Annotated in this window: 16 protein-coding genes; 3 read left to right on the forward strand and 13 right to left on the reverse strand. The window is 73.4% G+C overall.

Annotation, left to right across the window (positions count from 1 at the left end; translation table 11 throughout):
- Entirely contained in the window at nucleotides 1-933 is a 933-nt protein-coding gene (locus N3K63_RS05695) for a carbohydrate ABC transporter permease (protein WP_261579019.1), read from the reverse strand.
- 152 nt (nucleotides 934-1,085) lie between these two features.
- Here N3K63_RS05695 and N3K63_RS05700 point away from each other — a divergent pair, with 152 nt between their 5' ends.
- A complete protein-coding gene (locus N3K63_RS05700; protein ID WP_261579020.1) occupies nucleotides 1,086-2,126 on the forward strand; it encodes a LacI family DNA-binding transcriptional regulator in 1,041 nt (346 codons plus the stop codon).
- Between the two features lie 32 nt (nucleotides 2,127-2,158).
- Here the strand turns inward: N3K63_RS05700 and N3K63_RS05705 are convergent, their stop codons facing one another.
- The 3 genes from N3K63_RS05705 to galT form a co-directional block, all read right to left on the reverse strand.
- Complete coding sequence (locus tag N3K63_RS05705; RefSeq protein WP_261579021.1) at nucleotides 2,159-2,995, reverse strand: alpha/beta fold hydrolase; 837 nt, start codon at nucleotides 2,993-2,995, stop codon at nucleotides 2,159-2,161.
- Between the two features lie 381 nt (nucleotides 2,996-3,376).
- Nucleotides 3,377-4,546 carry a galactokinase gene (gene galK, locus N3K63_RS05710; protein WP_261579022.1) on the reverse strand — a complete coding sequence of 390 codons (1,170 nt, stop codon included), beginning with the start codon at nucleotides 4,544-4,546 and terminating at the stop codon, nucleotides 3,377-3,379.
- Complete coding sequence (gene galT / locus N3K63_RS05715) at nucleotides 4,543-5,703, reverse strand: galactose-1-phosphate uridylyltransferase (protein ID WP_261579206.1); 1,161 nt, start codon at nucleotides 5,701-5,703, stop codon at nucleotides 4,543-4,545. Before galT ends, galK begins: the two co-directional genes overlap by 4 nt.
- 166 nt (nucleotides 5,704-5,869) lie before the next feature.
- Here galT and N3K63_RS05720 point away from each other — a divergent pair, with 166 nt between their 5' ends.
- Nucleotides 5,870-6,820 (forward strand): LacI family DNA-binding transcriptional regulator, encoded by a 951-nt coding sequence (locus N3K63_RS05720; RefSeq protein ID WP_261579023.1) that lies wholly within the window; start codon nucleotides 5,870-5,872, stop codon nucleotides 6,818-6,820.
- Nucleotides 6,821-7,558: 738 nt separating this feature from the next.
- On the opposite strand, the gene galE is transcribed toward N3K63_RS05720, so the two are convergent.
- The 3 genes from galE to N3K63_RS05735 all read right to left on the reverse strand — a co-directional run bounded on the left by galE (nucleotide 7,559) and on the right by N3K63_RS05735 (nucleotide 15,926).
- A complete protein-coding gene (galE, locus tag N3K63_RS05725; protein ID WP_261579024.1) occupies nucleotides 7,559-8,536 on the reverse strand; it encodes a UDP-glucose 4-epimerase GalE in 978 nt (325 codons plus the stop codon).
- 101 nt (nucleotides 8,537-8,637) lie between these two features.
- Nucleotides 8,638-9,606 carry a serine hydrolase domain-containing protein gene (locus tag N3K63_RS05730; RefSeq protein ID WP_261579025.1) on the reverse strand — a complete coding sequence of 323 codons (969 nt, stop codon included), beginning with the start codon at nucleotides 9,604-9,606 and terminating at the stop codon, nucleotides 8,638-8,640.
- Nucleotides 9,606-15,926 (reverse strand): rhamnogalacturonan lyase family protein, encoded by a 6,321-nt coding sequence (locus N3K63_RS05735; protein ID WP_261579026.1) that lies wholly within the window; start codon nucleotides 15,924-15,926, stop codon nucleotides 9,606-9,608. Before N3K63_RS05735 ends, N3K63_RS05730 begins: the two co-directional genes overlap by 1 nt.
- A gap of 322 nt (nucleotides 15,927-16,248) precedes the next feature.
- On the opposite strand from N3K63_RS05735, the gene N3K63_RS05740 reads away from it, so the two are divergent.
- Nucleotides 16,249-17,262, forward strand: a complete 1,014-nt coding sequence (locus N3K63_RS05740; RefSeq protein ID WP_261579207.1) for a LacI family DNA-binding transcriptional regulator — start codon at nucleotides 16,249-16,251, stop codon at nucleotides 17,260-17,262.
- Between the two features lie 156 nt (nucleotides 17,263-17,418).
- Here the strand turns inward: N3K63_RS05740 and N3K63_RS05745 are convergent, their stop codons facing one another.
- From N3K63_RS05745 to N3K63_RS05770, 6 genes are all read right to left on the reverse strand, one after another.
- Complete coding sequence (locus tag N3K63_RS05745) at nucleotides 17,419-18,846, reverse strand: aldehyde dehydrogenase (NADP(+)) (protein WP_261579027.1); 1,428 nt, start codon at nucleotides 18,844-18,846, stop codon at nucleotides 17,419-17,421.
- Complete coding sequence (locus N3K63_RS05750) at nucleotides 18,843-19,991, reverse strand: mandelate racemase/muconate lactonizing enzyme family protein (protein WP_261579028.1); 1,149 nt, start codon at nucleotides 19,989-19,991, stop codon at nucleotides 18,843-18,845. Before N3K63_RS05750 ends, N3K63_RS05745 begins: the two co-directional genes overlap by 4 nt.
- Nucleotides 19,988-20,887, reverse strand: coding sequence for a 5-dehydro-4-deoxyglucarate dehydratase (locus N3K63_RS05755; RefSeq protein WP_261579029.1), 900 nt, complete (start codon nucleotides 20,885-20,887; stop codon nucleotides 19,988-19,990). Before N3K63_RS05755 ends, N3K63_RS05750 begins: the two co-directional genes overlap by 4 nt.
- On the reverse strand, nucleotides 20,884-21,864 hold the full coding sequence (locus N3K63_RS05760; protein WP_261579030.1) for an NAD-dependent epimerase/dehydratase family protein: 981 nt from the start codon (nucleotides 21,862-21,864) through the stop codon (nucleotides 20,884-20,886). The genes N3K63_RS05755 and N3K63_RS05760 overlap by 4 nt, the downstream gene beginning before the upstream one ends.
- Nucleotides 21,861-23,198, reverse strand: coding sequence for a Gfo/Idh/MocA family protein (locus tag N3K63_RS05765; RefSeq protein ID WP_261579031.1), 1,338 nt, complete (start codon nucleotides 23,196-23,198; stop codon nucleotides 21,861-21,863). Before N3K63_RS05765 ends, N3K63_RS05760 begins: the two co-directional genes overlap by 4 nt.
- A gap of 152 nt (nucleotides 23,199-23,350) precedes the next feature.
- Entirely contained in the window at nucleotides 23,351-24,352 is a 1,002-nt protein-coding gene (locus N3K63_RS05770) for a LacI family DNA-binding transcriptional regulator (protein WP_261579032.1), read from the reverse strand.
- Between the last annotated feature and the right edge of the window lie 46 nt (nucleotides 24,353-24,398).

Consider the following 24,398-nt stretch of genomic DNA (forward strand, 5'->3'; position numbering starts at 1 on the left):
TCAGCGCACCTCCTGGCGCGAGCCCCGCAGTTGCACGATGTAGGCGATGGTGGCGGTGATGACGCCCATGACGATCGCGACCGTGGCGGAGTAGTTGAACTGCTGTCCGGCGAAGGACAGGTTGTAGGCGTACATGTTCGGGGTGAAGTAGCTGCTGATGACGTTGGGGGCGAGGTTCTTCAGCAGGTTCGGCTCGTTGAACAGCTGGAAGCTGCCGATGATCGAGAAGATCGTCGCGATCACGATCGAGCCGCGCAGCGCGGGCAGCTTGATGCCGGAGATGATGCGGAACTGCCCGGCGCCGTCGATCTCGGCGGCCTCGTAGAGCTCGCCCGGGATCACCTTCAGCGCCGCGTAGAAGATGAGCATGTTGTAGCCCATGAACTCCCACGTGACGATGTTGCCGATCGAGGCGAGGATCCACTCCGACGAGAACGGCTGCAGCAGGTCGGCGCCCAGGAAGCTGTTGATCGACCCGGTGAGGCCGAACTGGTTGCCGTACATGAAGCCCCAGATGAGGGCGGCGACCACGCCCGGCACGGCGTAGGGCAGGAAGATCGAGATGCGGAAGAACGCCGATCCGTGCAGCCGGGCGCTGTCGATGGCCAGCGCCGCGCACAGCGACAGGACGAGCATGATCGGCACCTGCACGACCAGGAACAGCGTGACCCGGCCCAGCGACTCCCAGAACTTCGGGTCCTGGAACAGCTGGGCGTAGTTGGCGAAGCCCGTGAACGCGGTGCCGCCCACCAGCTGCTGGCGGAACAGGGTGAGGATCAGCGCGTAGACCACGGGGGCCACGAGCACCGCGAGGAACACGACCATGAACGGGGCGACGAACGCCCAACCGCGCCAGTCGCGTCGCGCGCGACGGTGCGGAGATCGGCGGGGGGATGCCGGGGGTGCTGACGCGAGTGCTGACGCCGTCGTCATGGTTCCGTCCTTCGTTGACCGGGATGCGCATGTTTGCGTAACCATACTGCGATCGGGAGCCTAGCATGTTTGCGCAACCATGCACCAGGCTGGTTCACTGGGGGTCAGCAGGCGCTTCGACTGAGAGAGTCGGGGCCGCGGAGAGGAGCCACGTGTCGGCAACGGATGCAGCCGTCGTGCCGGCCCGACGTGCGCCCTCGATGGCCGACGTCGCCCGCCACGCGGGCGTCTCGGCGCAGACGGTGTCGCGGGTGGCCAACGGGCTCGCCAACGTCGACGACGCGACCCGCGAGAAGGTGCTCGTCTCGATGCGGGCGCTGGGCTACCGCACCAACAGTGCCGCCCGCGCGCTGAAGATGGGCCGCTTCGACACGATCGGCGTCATCATGTTCACCCTCGAGACCCTCGGCAACGTGCGCACGCTCGACGCCATCGCCTCGGCGGCGGCGCCCGCCGGTTACTCGGTGACTCTCATGTCCGTGCCCGACCCCACCATGGGCGCGGTCTCGGGCGCCTACCAGCGGCTGAGTCGCCAGGCCGTCGACGGGGTGATCATCATCTTCGAGGCGTCGCTGCTGGACCGCATGGAGATCTCGCTGCCGCCCGGGCTGCCGGTCGTGGTGATCGACTCCAACGCCGGGTCGGGCTACACCGTCATCGACACCGACCAGGCCCAGGGCGCCCGCATCGCCACCGAGCACCTGCTCGGGCTCGGACACCCGCAGGTCTGGCACATCGCCGGCCCTGCGTCGTCGTTCTCGGCCGGCCACCGCGCCGAGTCGTGGCGGGCGACGCTGCGCACGGCGGGCATCACGCCCCCGCCGATCGTGCACGGCGACTGGACCACCGAGTCGGGGTATCGCATCGGGCTCGAGCTGGGCGCCCGCCCCGAGGTGACGGCGATCTTCGCCGCCAACGACCAGATGGCCCTGGGCGCCATGCGCGCCCTGCATGAGCTCGGGCGCGACATCCCGGGCGACGTCAGCGTCGTCGGCTTCGACGACATGGACGAATCGCGCGCGTTCTGGCCGCCGCTGACGACGGTGCACCAGAGCTTCCGCACCGTCGGACGCCTGGCGATGGAGAAGCTGCTCGCCCAGATCGACGATCCCGGTGCCCCCGCGGAGACGACGTTCATCCCGACCGAACTCGTCGCCCGCGAGAGCACCGGACCGTACCGCGAACCCCGCTGACGGGCGTGCCGCGGCCGGCTCGCGCCGGCGGGTCAGCCCTGCAGGAAGGCCAGCAGCGCCTCGTTCACCTCGGCGCCGTGGGTCCACAGCAGACCGTGCGGAGCGCCGTCGATCTCGACGTACGTGGCATCCGGCAGCAGTTCGCGGAAGCGCCGCGCCGTCTTGTCGATCGGCAGGATGTTGTCGGCGGTGCCGTGCAGGATGAGCGCCGGCACCGTCACCTCGGGGATGTCGGCCCGGAAGTCGGTCGGCCACGTCAGCGGCGCCGCGGCGAGGGCCGCGTTGCCGGCCCGGTTGGCGGTCTGCACGCTGGCATCCACCGCCTCCTGCGAGATGCGGCTGCCGAGGAACTCGTCGAGGTTGTAGAAGTCCTTGAAGAAGCCGGAGAGGAACGCGTAGCGGTCTTCGCGCACCGCCGCCGACGTGCCGTCGAAGAACGCCTGGTCGCCGGCACCGTCGGGGTTGTCGTCGGTGATGAGCAGGAAGGGTTCGAGCGAGCCGAGGAACGCGGCCCGCGACACCCGCCCCGCGCCGTAGCGCGAGAGGTAGCGGGCGATCTCGCCGGTGCCCATCGAGAAGCCCACCAGCGCGACGTCGTCGAGGTCGAGCTCTTCGATCAGCGCGTGCAGATCGGCCGCGTAGGTGTCGTAGTCGTGCCCGGATGCCGTCTTGGTCGACGCCCCGAAGCCGCGGCGGTCGTACGAGATGACGCGGTAGCCGGCATCCAGCAGCGCCGCCTGCTGCTTGCCCCACGATTCGCCGTCGAGCGGGAAGCCGTGGATGAGCACGACGGGTTCGCCGGTGCCCTGGTCGGTGTAGAACAGCTCCACATCGACGGAGTTCTCGGTGGCCACGGTGATGTACGACACGGTGTCTCCTCTCGGACCCCCGGTGGGTCCTCGGACTCGACGCTACGGCCCGCCCCCGGCCGACGCCAGCGTTTCGACTCGCTGCGCTCGCTCAACGCCCGGTGGTCGCCCCGCCCCCGGTCGTTGAGCGAGGAGCGCAGCGACGAGTCGAAACGCGCCACCCCCCGCGTCGGTCGTTGAGCGAGGAGCGCCGCGACGAGTCGAAACGCGCCCGCCCGGCCCCCGGTCGTTGAGCGAGGAGCGCAGCGACGAGTCGAAACGCGCCGCCCGCGCGCGTCGGCGTTTCGACTCGCTGCGCTCGCTCAACGCCCGGCGGTTGCCCCGCCCCCGGTCGTTGAGCGAGGAGCGCAGCGACGAGTCGAAACGCGCCGCCCCGAGAGGTCAGCCGTCGCGGCGGGCGCCCTCCGACGGGGTCACCGTGAAGATGTGGGGCGCCGTGTACCCGGCATCCGCGAACGCCTTCTCGACGGCATCCGTCACGGCCGGCACGAGGCCCAGGTCGACGAGGGCGATCGCGGCGCCGCCGAAGCCGCCCCCGGTCATGCGGGCGCCCACGGCGCCGGCGGCACGCGCGGTGTCGACGGCGAGGTCGAGCTCGGGCACCGAGATCTCGAAGTCGTCGCGCATCGACACGTGCGACGCGTCGAGCAGGTGGCCGATCGCGCGGGGACCCTCGGCGCGCAGCGTCGCCACGGCGTCGAGCACGCGCTGGTCTTCGGTGACGACGTGGCGCACGCGCCGGAAGGTGACGTCGTCCATGAGCTCGGCGGCCCGCGGCAGGTCGGCGGGAGTCAGGTCGCGCAGGGCGGGCACGCCCATGATCGCGGCGCCGCGCTCGCACGCGGCCCGGCGCTCGCCGTAGCCGCCGGTGGAGTGGGCGTGGGTGACCTTGGTGTCCATCACCAGCAGCGCGAGGCCGGCGGGCGCGAAGCCGAGCTCGACGACCTGCGCCTCCAGCGAGCGGCAGTCGAGGAACGTGCCGGCGTCGGCCCGGCCGAGCATCGAGGCCATCTGGTCCATGATGCCGGTGGGCGCGCCCACGGCCTCGTTCTCGGCGCGGCGGCCGACCTGCGCGAGGGCGACGCGGTCGAGGCCCAGCCCCCACACGTCGTTGAGCGCCGCGGCGGTGGCGCCCTCGATCGCCGCCGACGACGACAGGCCCGCGCCCACGGGGACGTCGGAGGAGAAGTCGAGGTCGACACCGGGCACCGATGCCGGGTCGGCGCCGGAGGCCTGCAGCAGCGCCCATGCCGCCCCGAGCGGGTAGCGCGCCCACTCGACGATCTCGTCGCGGCGGGCGGGGAACAGGGCGGCGAGGTCGGCGAGGGCCACCTCGACGGCATCCGGGTCGAAGGTCGACGCCACGCGGATGCGGGCGTCGTCGCGGGTGGTCAGCCGCACCGAGGTGCGGTATTCGATCGCGAACGGGAAGACGAAGCCGTCGTTGTAGTCGGTGTGCTCGCCGATGAGGTTCACGCGGCCGGGCGCCGACCAGGTGCCGGCGGTCGGGGCGTCGGTCTGCGCTGCGGGGGTCGGGGCTGCGGTGGTCACAGGGTCACTCCTTCGATGGCGGCGCGCAGCTTCTCCGCTGCGGTCTCGGGCGGGACGTCGCCGATCCAGGCGCCCATGGCGGACTCCGACCCGGCGAGGAACTTGAGCTTGTCGGCGGCGCGGCGCGGGCTCGTCAGCTGCAGGTTGAGGCGCACCGTGTCGCGGCCGACGTGCACCGGCGCCTGGTGCCAGGCGGCGATGTAGGGCGTCTCGCTGTCGTAGAGGGCGTCGACGCCGCGCAGCAGCCGCAGGTAGAGCGGGGCGAGCTCGTCGCGCTCGGCTTCGGTGAGCCCGGCGAAGTCGGGCACGTGGCGGTGGGGGAGCAGGTGCACCTCGAGCGGCCAGCGGGCCGCAAACGGCACGAACGCCGTCCAGTGCTCGCCGCGCAGCAGCACGCGGGGGCCCGCCTGCTCGAACTCGAGGATGTGCTGGAACAGATCGGGCGCGGTGCGGTCGATGGCATCCAGCAGCCGCTGGGTGCGCGGGGTGATGTAGGGGTAGGAGTAGATCTGGCCGTGCGGGTGGTGGAGCGTGACGCCGATGGCCTCGCCGCGATTCTCGAACGGGAACACCTGCTGCACACCCGGCAGCGCCGACAGCGCCGCGGTGCGGTCGGCCCACGCCTCGATCACGGTGCGGGCGCGCGTGACCGACTGGGTGCCGAACGACCCGGCGCGCTCGGGCGAGAAGCACACGACCTCGCAGCGGCCGACGCTCGTGCGGGTGCGGCCGAGACCCAGGGCGGCGAGATCGTCGAGCCCGCGCGGGGCGTCGCTGGCCTCGGGCGCGTCGCCGGTGGCCTCGGCCAGCGCCGGGCCGAACGACGGCGACTTGTTCTCGAACACCGCGACGTCGTAGGTCGACGGGATCTCCGACGGGTTCGTCGGCGTCTGCGGGGCGAGCGGGTCGAGCTCGGGCGGGGGCAGGAACGCCCGGTTCTGGCGGGCCGCGGCGACCGAGACCCAGTCGCCGGTGAGCACGTCCTGGCGCATCGAGGCCGTCGCCGGCCGCGGGCCGAGCTCGCGCGTGTCCACGGCGCGCTCGGCGCCCAGGGTGGTGTCGGGGTCGTCGAAGTAGATCAGTTCGCGGCCGTCGGCCAGCCGGGTGCTCCGCTTGACGACGCCTGCGCCGAGTGTCTGTGCGCTCAACTCCTGCATGTTCACGTCAACATGGTACGTGGGAGGCGTGTTATCGTCAACATGACGCAGATTGCGGGAGTTTCGCGGGCGGGTCGCCTGTGGGATCCGGGTCATCGGGTCGCGGCGGAACCGCCGGCGGACAAGGGCGGGTGCGGAAGGGACGAGGATGCAGCGACGAGTGTCGATGGCGGACGTCGCCGCGGCGGCGGGAGTGTCGGGGCAGACCGTCTCGCGCGTGGTCAACGACAGCCCGCGCGTCGATCCGGCCACCCGGCAGCGCGTCGAGCAGGCCATGTCCGACCTCGGCTACCGCCCGCACCGTGCCGCCCGCGCCCTGCGCACCGGCCGCACCGAGACGATCGGGCTCATCGTCGCGACCCTCGCGAGCGTCGGCAACTCGCGCATGCTGCAGGCGATCGCCGACGCGGCATCCGATCGGGGATACGCCCTGACCGTCGTGACGGCGACGGGGGCGGATGCCGTCGCCCAGGGCTTCGTGCGGCTGCACGACCAGGGCGTCGACGGCGCGATCGTGCTGAACGAGGCCACCGCCGCCGCCCGCGGTGTCGAGGCGCCCGCAGGACTGGCGCTCGTGGTCGTCGACTCGCCGCCCGACGACCGGTACACCGTCGTGCAGACCGACCACGTCGCCGGCGCGCGCGCGGCCACCGCGCACCTGCTCGAGCGCGGCGCCGACACGGTGTGGCACCTCGCCGGGCCCGAGGGCTCGTACGCGGCCGCCGAACGCGAGCAGGGCTGGCGCGCTCAGCTGGCCGCGGCGGGCATCGCCGCGCCGCCGCTGCTGCGCGGCGACTGGACCGCGGCCTCGGGCCACGCCGCCGTCGCAGCGCTGCCGGCGACGGCGACCGCGCTGTTCGCCGCCAACGACCAGATGGCCCTCGGCGCGCTGCGCGCCCTCGCTGACGCGGGCCGGGCCGTTCCCGACGGCGTGGCCGTCATCGGCTTCGACGACGTCGCCGACGCGGCCGAGTACCGCCCGCCGCTCACGACCGTCCGACAGGACTTCGACGCCCTCGGCGCCGCCGCCGTCGACGCCCTCGTCGCCGCGATCGAGGGGAACACCCCCGCCAGCCGCACGATCCCGACCCAGCTGGTCGTCCGCGCCTCTTCTTGAGGGTGGGCGGTTGGGGCGTTTGGCGCTAGGGGCTTGGTGCTTGGTGCCTGGGGGTGCGCCGAGTGCACGACTTCGCGGCGAGTGGACGGGGTGCGACGCGTGAGGAGGGCGTGCGCTCGGCGGTAGGCCGTGCACTCGGCGGAGGGGGCCGAGCGTGAGGGGCGGCGAGGTGCGCTGGGGCGGGGATGCGTGGCATCCGGAGGTCGAACTCGAGGGCTGGATGCCGGTCGGGGCGGTGCGGTGAGGTGCGGGCGCCGAGCGCACGGCTTGGCTCCGAATGCACGGGGTGTTACGGGTGCGGAGGTGGTGCATCCGGCGGTACGTCGTGCACTCGGCGGAGGGGGGGGCTGGGTGCGGAGGGCGGGGGCCCGGGAGCGCGGTGGCGTGTTGGGAGAGGGAGGGGTGGCATCCGGGGATGGGGGCGAGCACCGGATGCGGGAGGGGTGGTTCGGTCGGTCGGCGCGCCGAGTGCACGACGTTGCGCCGAGTGCACGGCCTCTGACGCGCGGGTAGGTGGTTCACGCGGCGGGAAGTCGTGCGCTCGGCGGGGGAGGTGGCGCGGGCGAGCACGCGGGCGGGCGGGCGCGCGAAAGGCGACGGGGAGCGCGAGGGCGCGCGAGAGGCGACGGGCGCGCGAGAGGCGACGCGGACGCGGGCGCGCGAGAGGCGACGGGGAGCGCGAGGGCCCCGACGAGCGCGCGAGACCCTGCGAGACCGCGCGAGGCCCTGCGGCGGGGGTCAGCGGGCGGCGCGGCGGGCCTCCCAGCCCGAGCTGACCATCTCGTCGACGGTGTAGCGGTTGCGCCAGTCGAGGTCGCGGGCGGCGAGCTCGCCGGTGGCGACGATGCGGTCGGGGTCGCCGGGGCGGCGCGGACCGATGCGGGGCGTGAAGTCGATGCCGGTGACGCGGGCCATCGCATCCATGATCTGCTTCACCGACAGGCCGTTCTGCGAGCCCAGGTTGTAGGCCGGCTCGATCGGCTCGCCGCCGGCGAGGCGCTGCGCGGCGACGACGTGCGCCGCGGCGATGTCGGCCACGTGCACGTAGTCGCGCACGTTGGTGCCGTCTTCGGTGTCGTAGTCGTCGCCGTTGATCTGGGGCGTCTCGCCGGCCAGCAGCTTCTCGAAGACGATCGGGAAGAGGTTGTGGGGGCTGGTGTCGTAGACGGTGGGGTCGCCCGACCCGACGACGTTGAAGTAGCGCAGCGACGTGTGGCGGAGGGGGTGATCGGATGCCGCGGTCGCGATGCCCTGATCGCGTAGCAGCCACTCGCCGATGAGCTTCGACTCGCCGTAGGGCGACGTGGGGCGCTTGGGGAGGTCTTCGACCACGAGCGGCACATCGGGCGTGCCGAAGACGGCGGCGCTGGAGGAGAACACGATGTTGTGCACGCCCGCGTCGGCCATCGCCGCCAGCACGATGCGGGTGGCGTCGACGTTCTGCTCGTAGGTGTGCAGCGGGCGCTGCACCGAGACCCCGGCGTACTTGAAGCCGGCGACGTGGATGACGCCCTCGACGTCGTGCTCGCGCATCGCGGCGGCGAGCAGCTCGCGGTCGAGGATCGTGCCCTGCACGAAGGGGATGCCGTCGGGCACGAACGACGCGTGCCCGCTGGAGAGGTCGTCGACGACGACGGGGGCGATGCCCGCCGCGGCCAATGCGCGCACCACGTGCGCCCCGATGTATCCCGCCCCGCCCGTGACCAGCCAGCTCACCGTGTCGTCCTCTCCGGGCATGTTGACGTCAACACGCCTCGTGTTCCGATGCTACCAGTCTGTCGCATCGCGATGTCGGCCGACCCCGGCGCCCGCCCCCGTCAGCGCCGCGCCGCCGTGGAGATGAGGTTGTGCAGCTGGTCGGGGTCGACTCCCGGGCGCATGGCCCGGTGGGTGAGCAGCACCCAGGCCACGCCCGCCGAGGGGTGCACCCAGAACTCGGTGCCCGCCCATCCGGCGTGCCCGTACACGTCGTCGTCGATGAGGCCCGCGGCGCGGGTGCGCAGCTTGAGGGTGAAGCCCCAGTCGTGGTCGCCGGTGCCGGGGTAGGTGTCGAGGTGGGGGAGCCCGGCGGTGAGCGGGCGACGCATCATGGCGAGGGTCGCCGGCGCGAGGATGCCGTCGCGCGCGCCCGCGTGGATGCGCAGCAGCTCGGTGCCCAGCCGCAGCAGGTCGTCGGCCCGCCCCGCCAACCCGGCGCCGGGGGCGCGGGTGGTGGCGAAGCGCGCCAGGTCGAGGCCCGCGGCCGCCGCGTCGACGACGGGGGCCGCCCGCATCGGGTCGAGGGTGAGCCCGGTGGCCCCGAGCGGGCGCGCCCAGTCGTGCAGCTCGGCATCCCAGGGGCGGCCGGTGGCGTGGGTGATCATCGCGGCGATGCCCTCGAAGGCGAGCGAGGAGTAGCGCACGAGCCGCCCGGCGGGGAAGTCGCGCGGTCGCGTGAGCAGCTCGGTGCGCAGCGGCACCGCGGTGTCGAGCGGGGGCTCGGCGATGCCGGACGTGTGCGAGGCGAGGTGCCGCAGGCGCACGATGTCGTCGCGGCCCGTGCCGAAGGCGGGCAGCGCCTCGGCCAGCGGGGTGTCGAGGGTGAACGCGCCCCGCTCGATGAGCCGTGCGGCGGTGATGCCGGTGAGGAGCTTGGTGATCGAGAAGAGCGCGAACTCGTCGCGGGGGTCGGCGCCGAACCCCTCGAGCGCGACCGTGCCCTCGGCGGTGGCGATGCCCAGCACCGCCGAGGGGAGCCGCCCCGCCCGCACATGCGCGTCGACCCATGCGAAGGCGGGGGCGGCCATCAGCGCACCACCACCGACACCGGCGTCGAACGGGTCGCCCCGGCGGCGTTGGTGAACTCGGCCACGTAGACGTACGTTCCCGGGGCGCGTCCGGTCACGGCCGTCGTCGCCTGCTGGGCCCGCGGCGAGGCGGCGACCAGCTGCTGCTCGTCGATCAGCGTGCCGTTCTCGTACAGGCGGTACCCGGTGCCGTTGGTGCCCCACCACAGGTTCGAGGTCACCGTGTAGGCGCCGTCGCGATCCCGGTTGTCGTGGGAGACGACGGGCTGGGCGGGCGCGGCATCCTTCACCTTCACGGTCACCGAGGTGGTCGGCGTCACGCCCCGCGCGTTGACCAGTTCGCCCGTGTAGACGTAGGTGCCGTTGCCGCGGCCCGCGATGTCGACGGTGGTCACCTGCGCCTGCGGCGAGTGCGGGTCGAGCAGCGTGGTCGACACGAGCTCACCGTTCTCGTAGAGGCGGAAGGCCGACCCGTTGACACCCCACCAGAGGTTCATCGAGATCGTGTACTGGCCGTCGTGCAGCCCGGTGTCCCACCCGCTGTCGCTGGAGAGCGTGCCCCGACCGGGCGCGGCGGTGGCGCCCTCGTCGGCGAACACGATGATCTGCGATGAGGCGCGCGCCACGACGCCGTCGTGGTTGACGGCCGTCACCGAGACGGTGTGGATGCCGGTGCGCCCCGCCAGCGGGATCTGCTGCCCGGGCGCGACGGCCTCGCCGTCGAACGCGATGTCGAGATTGCGCACCCCCGATTCCGGGTCGTCGGCGGTGACCTCGACCGTGTAGGTCGCCGAGTCGGCCAGCAGGATGCCGTCGGCCGGGAGTCCGCTGATCACCGGCGCCGTCGCATCCGACTCGCCGGCTGCACCCGTGACCGAGATCGACGGTGCCGCCGGCATCGCCATCCCGTCGCCGATGAAGAAGCTCGGGTGCGGGGGCTGGTTGTAGCCGGTGTTCTGCCAGGCGACGGCGACCCGGTACTGCAGGTCGTGCATCAGGGTGCGCAGGCGGATGTCGGTCTCGTCGGTGGTCGAGTAGATGCGCAGCTCGCTCGAGTCGGCCGAGCGCCACGCGACCTCTTCGCGCCAGTCGCCGAACAGGTCGGCCTGCAGGTTGGGGGTGCCCTTGGTGCCGTTGTTGCTGCGGGCGCCCTCGTCCTTCAGGATCACCTCCTCGGTCTGGGTCTCCCAGTTCCACTTGGCCACCGTCGGGTAGCCCTGGTAGGCGGCGTCGTCGAACGCGTGGTCGACGATCTCGCGCAGCGGGTCGCCGTCGAACCAGGCGAGGAAGTTCGCCGCCGGGATCGTGTCGCCGATGCGCTCGCCGGATGCCGAGACGAGCGAGCCCGCCCGCGAGTTCCAGGCGGCGTCACCGCCCACGGCCCACCCCTCCGCACCCGGGTGGCGCGGGTCGATGTCGCCCATGGCGGCGCGCCCGGTGTCGACGGCGGCCGGCACGTCCCACAGGATCTCGCCGGTGCGGGCATCGCGGAAGGTGGCGCCGCGACCACCCGAGGCGGTCATGTTCTCGTGGGCGGCGAACAGCTCCAGACCGGGGCGCGACGGGTCGAAGTCGGAGACGTGCAGCGCGTCGCCGTGGCCGAGGCCGGTGGCGTAGAGCAGCTCGCCGTCGTCGTCGATCGTGGCCGATCCGAACACGACCTCGTCTTTGCTGTCGCCGTCGACGTCGGCCACCGACATGGAGTGGTAGCCCTCGCCGTACAGCGCCTCCGAACCGTCGTCGTTCGAGTCGACCACCCAGCGGGTGTGCAGGCTCTCGCCGTCGAAGTCGTAGGCGGCCACGACCGCGCGGGTGTAGTAGCCGCGCGAGAAGACCGCGCTCGGGCGCTCGCCGTCGAGGTAGGCCACCGACGCCAGGAACCGGTCGACGCGGTTGCCGTAGGTGTCGCCCCACGCGCCCACGTCGCCGCGGGCCGGGATGTAGTCCACGGTGTCCACCGCCGCGCCGGTCTGCCCGTCGAACACGGTCAGGAACTCCGGACCGGTGAGCACGTACCCCGAGCTGTTGCGGTGGTCGGCGCTCGCGTTGCCGATGGGCTGGCCGACGCCGTCGACGGTGCCGTCGGCGGTGCGGGTGATCATCTCGGCCCGCCCGTCGCCGTCGAAGTCGTAGACCATCACGTCGGTGTAGTGGGCGCCCGCGCGCACGTTCACGCCCAGGTCGACCCGCCACAGGCGCGTGCCGTCGAGGCGGTACGCGTCGAGGTAGACGTTGCCGGTGTACCCGGCCTGCGAGTTGTCCTTCGCGTTGGACGGGTACCACTTGACGAACAGCTCGTACTGACCGTCGCCGTCGACGTCGCCGACCGACGCGTCGTTGGCCGAGTACGAGTAGGGCTGCCCGTCTTTCGTGTAGGCGTCGGCGGGCTTGTCCAGCGGCACCGAGAGGTAGCCGGCCTGCTGCACGCCGAACTCGTCGGTCTCGGTGGTCTCCACCCCGTCCGTGATCGCGGTGACGAAGTAGCGCGCGTCGGCGGTGCCGTCGGCGTCGAGCAGGTTCGTCGAGTCGGTGATCGGCGCGGTGGTGATGCGGGCGCCATCGCGGTAGACGTGGAAGGCGATGGCATCCGGGTCGGTGCCGAGCATGCGCCACGACACCAGCACGCCGTCGTCGGTGCTCACGGCCGCGGGGGCGCGGTCGAGGTACTCGGCCTGACGCTGCAGCACCGTGGGCGCCGACGTCTCGTACTGCGCGGATGCCGCACCCGTGCCGCCCGCGTTGACGGGCACGACGGTGTAGAAGTACGGGATCGTGGTGAGCACGTCGGTGTCGACGAAGCGCGCCGTCGGGGCGTAGCCGACGAGCTCACCCCGCTCACCGGCGACCTCGGAGCGGAACACGAGCGCGTAGGCGGTGTTCACCGGCGACGCCCACGCCAGCTCCACCTCGCGGGCCTCGACGCGCACGGCGGCGAGGTTCTGCGGGGCGCTGGGCGGGGTGATGTCGGCGTCGACGAACGACACCGGCACGGTGCGCGAGGGCACCGACTCGAGACCGGTCTGGTCGACCGCGGTCACGTGGTACTCGTAGTCGAGCCCGACGCGCGCGGTGGTGTCGACGAACGCCGGCTCGGCGACGGTGCCGACGAGCTCGGGCTTCGGGTCGAACGGCGACGAGCGGTACACGTTCCAGGCCAGGCCCGGCTCGGCGTCCCACGCCAGCGAGACGGCGGGCGTCTCGGCATCCGCGTCGATCTCGACGACCTCCAGGCCGGTGGGGCCGAGCAGGATGGGCGTGACCTCGAGGCCGTTGAAGCGCGTGCCGGCGGCGGCGCCGAAGGCCTCGACGTTCAGTTGCCCGTCGGTGACGAGGAACGGGCCGCGGAGGGTCGCGTTGACGGCGCCGCGCCCGGCGTTGCCGGTGCCCGCGTCTTTGCCCTCGACGCGGAAGCTGGTGCGGGTGGAGCCGATCCAGTCGCCCGAGTAGGTCTTCACCGAGTACGTGCCGTTGGGGACGTCGAGGGCGAAGGTCGCGCTGTCGCCGGGGAGCACGAAGTCGCGCACCAGGTCGTTCGACCCTTCGGCGGCGCCGCGGTCGCGCCCGGCCGTGGCCGGCAGCGGGGTGAGGAAGCCGTAGCCGCGCTCGGCGGTGTAGCCGGTGTCGGGGGTGACCTCGGTGTAGCCGGCGGCGAGCGGGTTGCCGGACAGCTGCAGGTCGAACCGGTAGGCCGCCTGCTTGGTGGTGAAGGTCACCGCGGCGCTGGGCTCCGACTCGCCCCGGCCGTTGACGGCCACGACGCGGTAGCGGTAGGCGGTGCCTTCGGCCAGGCCCTGCACGATCGAGCTGGTCTGGGTGACGCTGCCCACCAGCGCCCAGGTGGGCTCGGGGTCGAGCACCGCTTGGCGGTAGATCTTGTAGATGTCGGCCGTGGGCGCGGCCTGCCACTGCAGCGTTGCGCCGCCGTTGGAGATCGCGCCGGCGACCACCTGCTGCGGCGCGGGCGGCACCGCGGCGGGCGGCTCGATGTCGGACACGCGCGCGGCGAGCGGGTCGTCGAGGGCGGCGATGTCCTGCGCGATCAGCCGCGCCATCTGGATGGCGCCGTACTCCTGGAAGTGGGTGTCGTCGACGGTGCCGCCGGGGCGGTTCGGGAACACGCCCGGGTCGACGTGGAGGAACACGGCCTTGGCCGCGTCAGGACCGATCTGGTCGAGGTAGGCGCGGCTCGATGCCGACAGGTCGACCAGCAGCACGTCCTCCTCCACGGCGAGCTCGGTCATCTTGGCGACGTACTCGGGGAAGCTGACGTTGAACAGGCCCGTGGCGGCGTCGAAGCTGCGGCGTGAGACGGGGGTCACCAGAATCGGCGTGGCCCCGCGCTGGCGCGCCCCCGCGACGTAGGTGCGCAGGTACTCCTTGTAGTCCTCGGGGCTGGCGTAGCGGTCGTCGACGCCCTGGGTGGCGTCGTTGTGGCCGAACTGCGCGAACAGGTAGTCGCCCGGGCGGATGGCGCGCAGCACTTCGTCGAGGCGGCCCTGGGTGAGGAAGTTCTTCGACGAGCGGCCGCCGATGGCGTGGTTGGCGACGGCGATGTCGTCGGCGAAGAACCGCTCGATCATCTGCCCCCAGCCCGCCTGCGGCGCGTAGGCGGTGGCATCGTAGGTCTGCACCGTGGAGTCGCCGGTGAGGTAGGCGGTGGTGATCGCCCCGGCGACGCGGGCCGGGAGGCGCGTGATGGTGAGGGCGTTCAGCGCCGCGGCGTCACCGCCGACCTGCAGGGTCAGCGTGCCGTCGACCAGGGCGATGGGGAACGACATCTCCAGGTACGACCCGGCCTGCTGCGGGTTGGCGGCCACCTTGGCGATGCTTTCGGCGGTGATGGTCGTCGTGCTCGCGGCATCCGCGTCGCCGGCGATGACCTTCACCGCGTAGTCGCCCGCCCCGAGATCGACCTCGAAGGTGCCCCCGGCGGCGGCGACGAAGTCGCTGCGCAGCGCGTCGGCGGTGCCGCGGTCGATGTCGGGGGTGGCGGCGGTGGGGGCGGTGGAGAACCCGTAGCCCCAGGCGGGGGCGTAGCCGGTGCCGCCGGCGACCGGCAGCGCGCCCTCGGCCACGGCGCCCGCGCCGAAGTCGAAGGTCACGGTGTCGCCGGCCGGGAGGGGCGCGGGGGCCGCGTAGGGCGCGGCGGTGACCTCGGCCGCCGGCGAAGCGCCGGCGTCGTTGCGGGCGCTGACCCGGTAGTCCCACCCGGCGGCGGTGTCGACGTCCGTGTCGGTGAAGCCGGGTGCGTCGACGGTGCCGACCGCCGCGAAGGCGTCGGTGCCGGCGGGGGCTCGTTCGATGTCGTAGGCGGTCGCGCCGGGCACGGCGGTCCAGGTGAGGGCGATGCTGCCCGGGGTGACGGCCGCCACGGCGAGGCCGGCGGGGCTCGCGGGCACGGCCAGTGCGGGGATCTCGCCGCTGCGGACGGTGTCGGATGCCGCGGAAGCGCGGTCGTAGGAGCTGACGGCGATCACGGCGTAGGCGTAGGAGGCGCCGACGGTCACGGCCGTGTCGCGGTAGGCGGGGTCGGTGGTCTCGGCGATCGTCGCGAAGGCGCCCACCGCGCCGGCGGCCGAGACGTCGGCCCGCTGCACGCGGTACTCGGCGGCGCCGTCGGCGGCCGTCCAGGTGAGGTCGACGGCGTCGTGGGTCACGCGGGCCACGGTGAGCGCGGCGGGCACCGCCGGGGTGACCGGGCGCACCTCGATGCCGTTGACGTAGGCGCCCACGCCCGTGCCGGTCAGGCCCACCGTCAGCTGCCCGTCTTCGACGACCGTGCGGAAGGTCTGCGCGGTGACGGCCTGGCGCGAGGTGATGCGGCCGGCTTCGACGCCCTCGAGGGCGACGGTGGTCGCGGTGGAGCTGGTGCCGGCGAGCTGGTCGCCGCTGTGCACCGTGATGTCGTACTGGCCGACCGGCACGTCGGCGAGGAACTGCCAGTCGGTGCCGGCGACCCAGTCGTTGGCCACCGGGTCGGCGGGGGAGGTGCTGCCGGTGCGGTCGCGGAAGATCAGCCCGGTGCCGTTCTGGGCGGCGACGCCGAAGCCCGACTCGGGGGTGTAGGCGGTGGTCGGCGTGACCTGCTGGTAGCCGGCAGCCAGCGGCGAGGTCGGGCCGCCGAAGTCGAACAGGTAGGCGCCGTCGGGGTCGGGGGAGAGCGCGGCGGCGGCGGGGGAGGCCAGCAGCAGGGCGCCGATGACGGCGCCGACGGTGGCGGCCGCGCAGCCGGCGAGCACCGGTCGGCGGTGGCGCGCGGGGGTGGGGTGCGCGGGGGTGGGGTGCGCGGGGGCGGGGTGCGCAGGGGTGGGGATGGGCACGGTTCCTCCTTGGACAGCACTGGGCAAGGGGCATGACGTCCGCCCGCGCGGCAGCGCACGGGGGCGAGTCATCGAACCGGGGGCGCACGGTCGGCCACGGTCCGAGCGGAGTGCCGCGATCCGATGGAAAGCGCATTCCTACTCGTTCCTGAGTGATCCTGGCACGCGCCTCGCGGATCGCGCAAGGGTGACATGAAAACGTTTCACGTTTCACGGGGCATCCACGTGCTACGGTTGGGGAAACGTTTTCCCGTGGTCGTTATCGCGGGAGGACCCCCGGAGCAGGTTTCCCAGGCAGAGGGTCGGGATGGGCCGCAGTGCGATGAAGCGAGTGGGCATCAAGGATGTCGCCGCGCGCGCCGGCGTGTCGATCAGCACCGTCTCCAACGCGCTCAACCGCCCCGAAACCGTCAGCGACGCCCTCGCCGCCCGGGTGCGGACGGCCGTCGACGAGCTGGCCTACGTGCCGCTGCAGGCGGCGCAGCAGCTGCGCGCCGGGCGCAGCGGCCTGCTCGGGATGACGGTCATCAACATCGCCAACCCGTTCTTCGCCGCGATGGTCGCCGGCGCCGAGAGTGCGGCCGCCGACGGCGGTGTGCGCATCCTCGTCGGCAACAGCGGCGACGACGCGGCGCGCGAGCGCGACCACCTCGAGCTGTTCGAGCGCGTGCAGGTCGACGGGGTGCTGATCTCGCCCTACGGCACGATGAACGGCGCCCTCGAGAATCTGCGACGCCGCGGCATCCCCGTCGTGCTGGTCGACGCCGTCGACGACGCCGGCGAGCTCGACTCGGTGTCGTTCGACGACGTCGCGGGTGGGCGCCTGGCCGCCCAGCACCTCATCGACATCGGACGTCGGCGTCTGGCGTTCCTCGGCGCCCGCGACCACGTGCGCCAGATGCGCGAGCGCCTCGAGGGCGCCACCGCCGCCGTCGCCGATCACCCCGCGGTGACGATGGAGGTCACCTGGACCGCCCGCACCACCGCCGAGATCGGTCGCGACCTCGGCGCCCGCATCGCCGCGATGCCGCCGGCCGAGCGCCCCGACGGCATCATCGCGACCAACGACCACCTCGGATGCGGCATCGTGCACGGACTGGTGCGCGGCGGGGTGCGCGTGCCCGAGGAGATCGCGGTCGTCGGCTACGACGACATCGAGTTCGCCGAGGTCGCCGCCGTGCCGTTGACCTCCGTGCGCCAGCCCGCCCGCGAGATGGGCCGCGCCGCCGGCGAGATGCTGCTCGAGCTGACCTCCGGCCGCGCCACCCCGAGCGGCCGCACCCTGGTCTTCGACCCCGAGCTCGTCGTCCGCGCCTCGACGCTCCCCGGCGCCTGACCCGCCCGGTCGGCCGCGCCGCCGGCCTCGGCCTCGGCCGCGAGAGAACACCTGGGCGCCGAGGGAACGGGTGTGCCCCGGTCCCTCGGCGGGGCGTTGTTCTCTCGCGGACAGGCCGGGCGGCCGGGCGCGACCCCGGCCGGCCCGACCCCGGGGTCAGGGGAGGACGAGGATGCCGTTGCGGCGGTGGGGCAGGTGGGCAAGCGACGCGTCGCGCAGCGGCGCGGGCAGCAGCGCGTCGGGGGCGTCCTGGTAGGCCACTGGGCGCAGGAACCGGCGGATCGCGGTGGCGCCCACCGACGTGTGCAGCGACGTCGTGGCCGGCCACGGGCCGCCGTGCTGCTGCGACCAGGTCACCGCGACGCCGGTCGGCCACCCGGCGAACAGCACCCGGCCGGCGCGCTGCTGCAGCAGCTCGAGGGTGCCGGCCACCTCGTCGCCGTCCTCGGCGTGCAGGGTCGCGGTGAGCGATCCGGGCACGGCGGCCAGGGCCGCGCGCAGCTCGTCGTCGCCGGTGTAGCGCACCAGCAGCGTGACCGGTCCGAACACCTCTTCCAGCAGCGTCGCCGCACGCTCCGCGACCGCGGCCGCGTCGGTGGCGAGCACCACGGGGCGGGCCCCGTCGGCGGTCTCGGCGCCGAAGCCCACGACCTCGACCGATGCGTCGGCGGTGAGGTGCGCGATGCCGTCGGGGAAGGCGGCGGTGATGCGGTCGGTGAGCAGCACGCCGCCGGCCGCGCCGGTGACCGCGTCGGCCACGCGCTGTTCGAACCCGGCATCCGCGGGCACGAACACGACGCCGGGCTTCGTGCAGAACTGGCCGACCCCCAGGGTGAACGAGCCGACGAGTCCCTGCGCGAGCTGGTCGCCGCGGGCCGCGACGGCGGCGGGGGTGATGACCACCGGGTTCACCGAGCCGAGCTCGCCGTAGAAGGGGATCGGGTCGGGCCGGCCGGATGCCAGGTCGAACAGCGCCCGGCCGCCCGACAGCGACCCGGTGAACCCGGCCGCCGCGACGGCGGGATGCTGCACGAGGGCGTTGCCGGCCTCGCGGCCTTCGACGAGGGCGAGCGAGCCCTCGGGGGCGCCCGCCGCGCGCAGCGCGGCGATCGCGACCTCGGCGGTGCGACGGGAGAGTTCGGGGTGCCCGGAGTGCGCCTTGACGATGACGGGGTTGCCGGCCGCCCACGCCGAGGCGGTGTCGCCGCCGCACACCGAGAAGGCGAACGGGAAGTTCGACGCCGAGAACACCGCGACCGGCCCCACGCCCACCAGCAGGCGACGCAGCTCGGGGCGCGGCGGTGTGGCATCCGGGTCGGCGTCGTCGACGGTGAGCTCGAAGGCGGAGCCCTCGCGCACGACCTCGGCGAACAGGCGCAGCTGCCCGGTGGTGCGGCCGACCTCGCCGCGCAGGCGGGTGGCGCCCAGGCGCGTCTCGCGGTCGGCGATCTCGACGAGCTCGTCGGCGTGCGCGGTGAGCGCGTCGGCGACGGCCTCGAGCCACCCCGCCCGCGTGGCCGCGTCGGAGGTGCGCCAGACGGGCGCGGCGGCGGCGGCCGGGCCGGTGATGTCGTCGATGCTCATGCGGAGGTCCTCTCGGAAGAAGCGGAAGAAGCGGAAGAAGCGGAAGAAGCGGAAGCGGAGGAGGCGACGGCCGCGCGGAAGCGCAGACCCAGGCCCTCGTGGGGGAGTTCGGTGAGCTGCCCGTCGGCGATGCGCACCGGCGAGGGGCCCTCGAGCGCGCCGAGGGCGCCGAAGCCGGCGTCTTCGACGTCTTCGACCAGCACCTCCTGCGCGAGGGTGAGGGCGAGCTGCCCCGACAGTTCGGGCAGGAGATGCGGATGCAGCGGCGCGCCCGCCTGCTCGGCGAGGGCGGCGATGCGTCGGAAGGGCGTGATTCCGCCCACGCGCACGATGTTGGGCTGCACGATCTGCGCGGCACCGGCGCGCAGGAAGTCGTCGAACCGGTAGGCGGTGTGCACGTTCTCGCCGAGGGCGATCGGCACCTGCGACGAGCCGGCGAGCCGGCGGGCCAGCTCGGTGTGCCCGGCGAGGTCGTCGGCGCGGAGGGGCTCTTCGATCCAGGCGAGGCCCGCTACGGCGAGGGCCTCCACCGAGCGGGTGGCGCGGTCGAGGTCCCAGCGCTGGTTCGCGTCGATCATCAGGGAGCGGCCGGGGCCCAGCACGTCGCGCACGGCGGCGACGCGTTCGAGGTCTTCGGCGAGGTCGGGCTTTCCGACCTTGATCTTGACGCCCGTGAACCCGGCGGCCACCCACCGCTGCACCTGCGCGACGAGCTCGTCCTGCGTGTAGTGCAGGTTCACGCCGCTGCCGTAGGCGCTCACCCGCTCGCGGCGGCGGCCGAGCAGCGACGACACCGACCCGCCGGCGGCGCGCGCCGCGGCATCCCACAGCGCCAGGTCGAGCCCGGCGAGGGCGATCGTGGTCAGGCCCCCGCCGCCCGCCTCGTGCAGGTGCTGCCATGCCGGCAGCCACAGCTGTTCGGCGTCGGCGTCACGCCCCACGGCGAAGGAGGCGATGTCGTGCTGCAGCAGGGCGAGAACCGCTTCGGCGCCGATCTGCGGGGTCCACGCGAACCCCCAGCCCTCGACGCCGTCGCTGCGCACCACGTGCGTGGCGATCACGCCGACGCTCGTGACGTCGGCCGCCCACGGCCGCGTGAGCGACACGCGCACCAGTCGCGCCGTGAACGAGGTGATCGTCGTCACAGCAGTGCTCGTCCCGCCTCGAGGATGTCGCCGAGGCGCCGCTCCTGCGCGGCGGTGGGGTCGACCAGCGGCGCCCGCACCGAGCCGACCGGCAGGCCCTGCAGGCGCAGTCCCGCCTTGATCAGCGACACCCCGAAGCCGGGCGTCTCGTCGCGCAGGGCCACCAGCGGCGCGTAGAACCCGTCGAGGATCTCGAGGCGGCGGGCCTCGTCGCCGTCGACGTAGGCGCGGTAGTAGGCGCCGGCGACCTCGGGGATCATCGCGAACGCGGCCGACGAGTACAGCGGGATGCCGATGCCGCGGTAGGCGGCCTGGGTGAGCTCGGCGGTGAGCAGCCCGTTGAAGAACGCGAAGTCGTCGCGGCCCGACCGGGCGACCTCGCGCACGATCAACTGCGCCGCGCCCACGTCGCCCGCGCCGTCTTTGAACCCGACCACCCGCGGGTTGTCGGCCAGCTGCCGCACCGAGGCGGGGGTGAACTGCCCGTTGGCGCGGTGGTAGACGATCACCGGCAGCTCGGCGGCCGCGGCGATGGTCTCGACGTACGAGACCAGGCCGGCCTGTGTGCCCCCGACGAGGTAGGGCGGCAGCACCAGCAGGGCGTCGGCGCCGGCCTCGGCCGCGGCGCGGCCGACCTCGATCGCGTGCCCGAGGGGGCCGCCGGCGCCGGCGATCACCGGCACGGCCCCGCCGACGGCGCTGACCGTGGTGCGCACGACCGTGGCCGCCTCGCTCGCCGACAGGGCGTGGTACTCGCCGGTGCCGCAGGCGGGGAACACGCCGCCGGCGGCATGGGCGACGCCGGTGGCGACGTGCTGGGCCAGCAGGTCGGTGTCGATGCGGCCTGCGGCGTCGAACGGGGTGACCGGGAAGAAGAGGATGCCGTCGAATCTCATGCCGGGATGTGCTTTCTGTCGGGGTGGACGTCGGCGGCGAGGGGTGCCGCGCCGTGGTCGGAGAGGGCGGATGCCGCGGCTGCGGCGGCCAGTTCGCCCCGCCAGTGGTGGGCGGGCGCCCAGCCGAGCAGGCGCCCCGCCTTGGCGTTGGAGAAGGCGGGGGTGGTGCCGGTGAGCACCGCGGCGACCTCGTCGGTGCCGGGGTGGAAGCGCGGCACGAGCGTGGCCAGCGGCTCGCGGGCCAGGGCATCGTCGGCGCCGACGAAGAACGTCTCGGCGTTGGGGATCTCGGGCAGGGCCGCCAGCAGCCGGTCGCAGAAGGCGGCGACGTCGCGCGCGTCGACGTAGTTGAACACGGCGGGTGCCGACAGGGCGGGGTCGTCTAGGCGCTGCTGCACGGTGTGGCCCTGCTGGGTGGGGGCCCCGGCCCACTCTTCGGGCGCGATCACATAGCAGGGGCGGAACGAGGCGAACCGCACGGTGTCGCCGGTCTGGCGGGCGTACATGCGCACGGTCTGCTCGATGAGGTGCTTCGACAGCGCGTAGGCGTTCCACGGCCGCGGCACGGTGTCTTCGTCGAGGGGGAAGCGCTCGGGCACCCACCCGGTGGGGCAGTTGTAGCCGAGCACGGTGGGACTGGAGGCGGCGACGACCTTGGGGATGCCGGCGGCCACGGCGCCGCCGAGCACCGAGACGGCCAGGGCCGCGTTGGTGCGCAGGATGACGTCTTCGGGGGCGCTGAAGGGCACCGCGATCGCGGCGAGGTGGATGAGCGCGTCGGGGGCGAGATCGGTGAGCGCCCGGGTCGTGGCATCCGCGTCGGTCAGGTCGAGGGCGACCTGATGGATGCCGTCGAGTTCGGCGGCATCGGAGGCGGCGCGGTCGATCGAGACGATCTCGTGGCCGGCGCCGGCGAGCCCGGCGACGAGGCTGCGGCCGAGCCTGCCCGCACCACCGGTGACGACGATGCGGCTCATGCCCGCTCCCGTGCCAGCAGCGGCACGCCCAGGTCGGCGACTTCGACGGGCAGGCCTGTGGCCAGCGACCGGTTGCCGGCGATGCCCACGGCGATGGACTGCACACCGTCGCGCCAGTCGGCGGGGCGGGCCAGCGGATCGTCGCCGGGGCCGACGAACACGTCGGCCAGCAGCAGCGCGTCGCCGCCGCCGTGGCCGCCGGCGGCGTTGACGATGGGGACGACGGCCGCTTCCTCCCAGTGCCGCTGCACGAGCAGGCGCTCGCCCTGCGGGCGCAGCGACGCCGTGCCGCCGGCGTCGGTCGCGCTGGGGTCGAGCACCGGGTGCAGCCCCTCATCGTCGAGCACGGCGCCGCGCTCGACGACCTCGAGCTCGGCACGGCCGAGGGTGCCGTTGACGGCCACGCGGTAGCCCTCCCAGGGGGCGTGGGCGTTGAGCGAGTAGCTGAGCGTCGCGCCGGAGGCGTAGTCGACGACCAGGGCGAGGTTGTCTTCGATCGTGATGCCGGGGCCGAACACGTCGCGGTCGCGCAGATAGCCGTCGTGCGCTTCGGTGTCGAGGTAGAGCTCTTTCAGCCGGGCGTCGCCGCGCAGATCGAGTTCGAACGGGTCGTGCGCGCCGTCGTGGGTGCCGCGCTCGGGGCGGGGGCCGAGGCCCCGCACGGCGGCGTTCTCGGCGCCGTAGAACCGCAGCCCGCCCGAGGCGTACACGCGGCGGGGCGTGGAGCGCAGCCACCAGTTGACGAGGTCGAAGTGGTGGCTCGACTTGTGCACCAGCAGGCCCCCCGAGTGCACCTTCTCGCGGTGCCACCGGCGGAAGTAGTCGGCGCCGTGCATGGTGTCGAGCATCCACGAGAAGTCGATGGAGGTGATCTCGCCGATGAGGCCCTCCTGCAGCACCTGCCGCAGGGCGCTGTTGCGCGGCGAGTAGCGGTAGTTGAAGGTCAGCACGACGCGGCGTCCGGTGCGCTCGACGGCCGCCTCGATGGCCGCGGCGCTGTCGGCGTCGATGGTGAGCGGCTTCTCGACGACGACGTCGGCGCCGGCCTCCAGCGAGCGCACGATGAGCTCGGCGTGCAGGTCGTCGCGCGCGCAGACGATCACGCGGTCGACGCGCTCGGCCGCGATCATCTCCTCCAGACGGTCGGGCTGCCAGGTGGTGGGGGCGGCGAAGCCGCGGCCGGCGACGAGGTCGGCGTAGTGGGCGGCGCGGCCCGGGTTGGGCTCGCAGATCGCCACGAGCGCCGCCCGGTCGGCGTAGGTGTCGGTGATGGCATCGACGTACATCTGCGCGCGGTGGCCCGCGCCGATGAGCGCGTAGCGGGTGATCGTCATGACTCGTCCTCGGGTCGGGATGCGGCCGGGGCGTCGCCCCAGGAAACGTTTTCTCACGGTAGCACACGCACCGTGGGTGGTGCCGTGCGGCCGCAGCGAGGCCGGTGCGCGGCAGGGCTCAGCGCGCGACGGCGCTCGGCGCGCGGCGGGGATCAGCGCGCGGCGGGGCCGGTGCTGGCCCGCAGCACGACTGCGGGGGTGCGGGTGGCGGCGGCGACCGGGGTCGCCCCGGTGAGCTGGGCGTGGAGGGCGGCCCACGCATCGGCGCCGAGCTCGGCGGCGGGCACGGCCGCCGTCGTCAGCGGCGGTGTGGTGTAGCGGGCGAACGGGATGTCGTCGAACCCGGCGATCGACAGGTCGTCGGGCACGCGCACGCCACGGTCGCCGACCGCCGACAGCAGCCCCATCGCCACGAGGTCGTTGAAGGCCAGCACCCCCGTCGCGCCGCCGGCGAGCACCGCGTCGGCCACGGCCGCGCCGCTGTCGAAGTCGACGCCGCAGGCCAGCTCGTCGATCGTCAGATCGGCGTGCGCGGCCCGCGCGTCGGCGAGGGCCTCGCGCCGCGCCGCGTTGGAGGCGCTGCCGGCGACACCGGCGAGGAAGACGAGGTGGCGGTGCCCGAGTCCGTGCAGGTGCGCGATGAGCTCGGCCAGCGCGCTGCGGTAGTCGGCTGCCACCACGGGGGCGAGTTCTTGCGGGGCCCGGTTGACCACGACCACCGGCGACAGCGTCGGCAGCAGCGCGGCGAGGGCGTCGGCATCCATGCGGGGCGCGCACAGCACCACGCCGTCGGTGCGCCGGCGGGTGTCGACGGCGAGCACCTTCTCTTCGTCGACCTGCTCGGCCGAGTCGGCCACCAGCACGTGGTAGCCGTCGACGGCGGCGGCGCGGCTGAGGCCGCGCAGGATCTCTTGGAACGTGGGGTTGGCGAGGTCGGGAACCACCACGGCGATGGTCTGGGTGCGCCCGAGCACCAGGCTGCGGGCGAGCGGATTGGCGGTGTAGCCCAGCTCGGCGGCCGTCGCGCGCACCCGCTCGGCGAGGGCCGGATCGACGGTCGCGTTGCCGTTCATCACGCGCGAGACGGTCGACAGCGACACCCCCGCGTGGCGGGCCACGTCGGTGATCGTCGTGGTTCCGGGCGTTCTTGCCATCCGCACGCTCCATTTCTCGCCACGGGCAGGACCCTTCATACTAGGC

It is taken from the genome of Microbacterium festucae, assembly GCF_025421715.1.
Taxonomy (GTDB): domain Bacteria; phylum Actinomycetota; class Actinomycetes; order Actinomycetales; family Microbacteriaceae; genus Microbacterium; species Microbacterium festucae.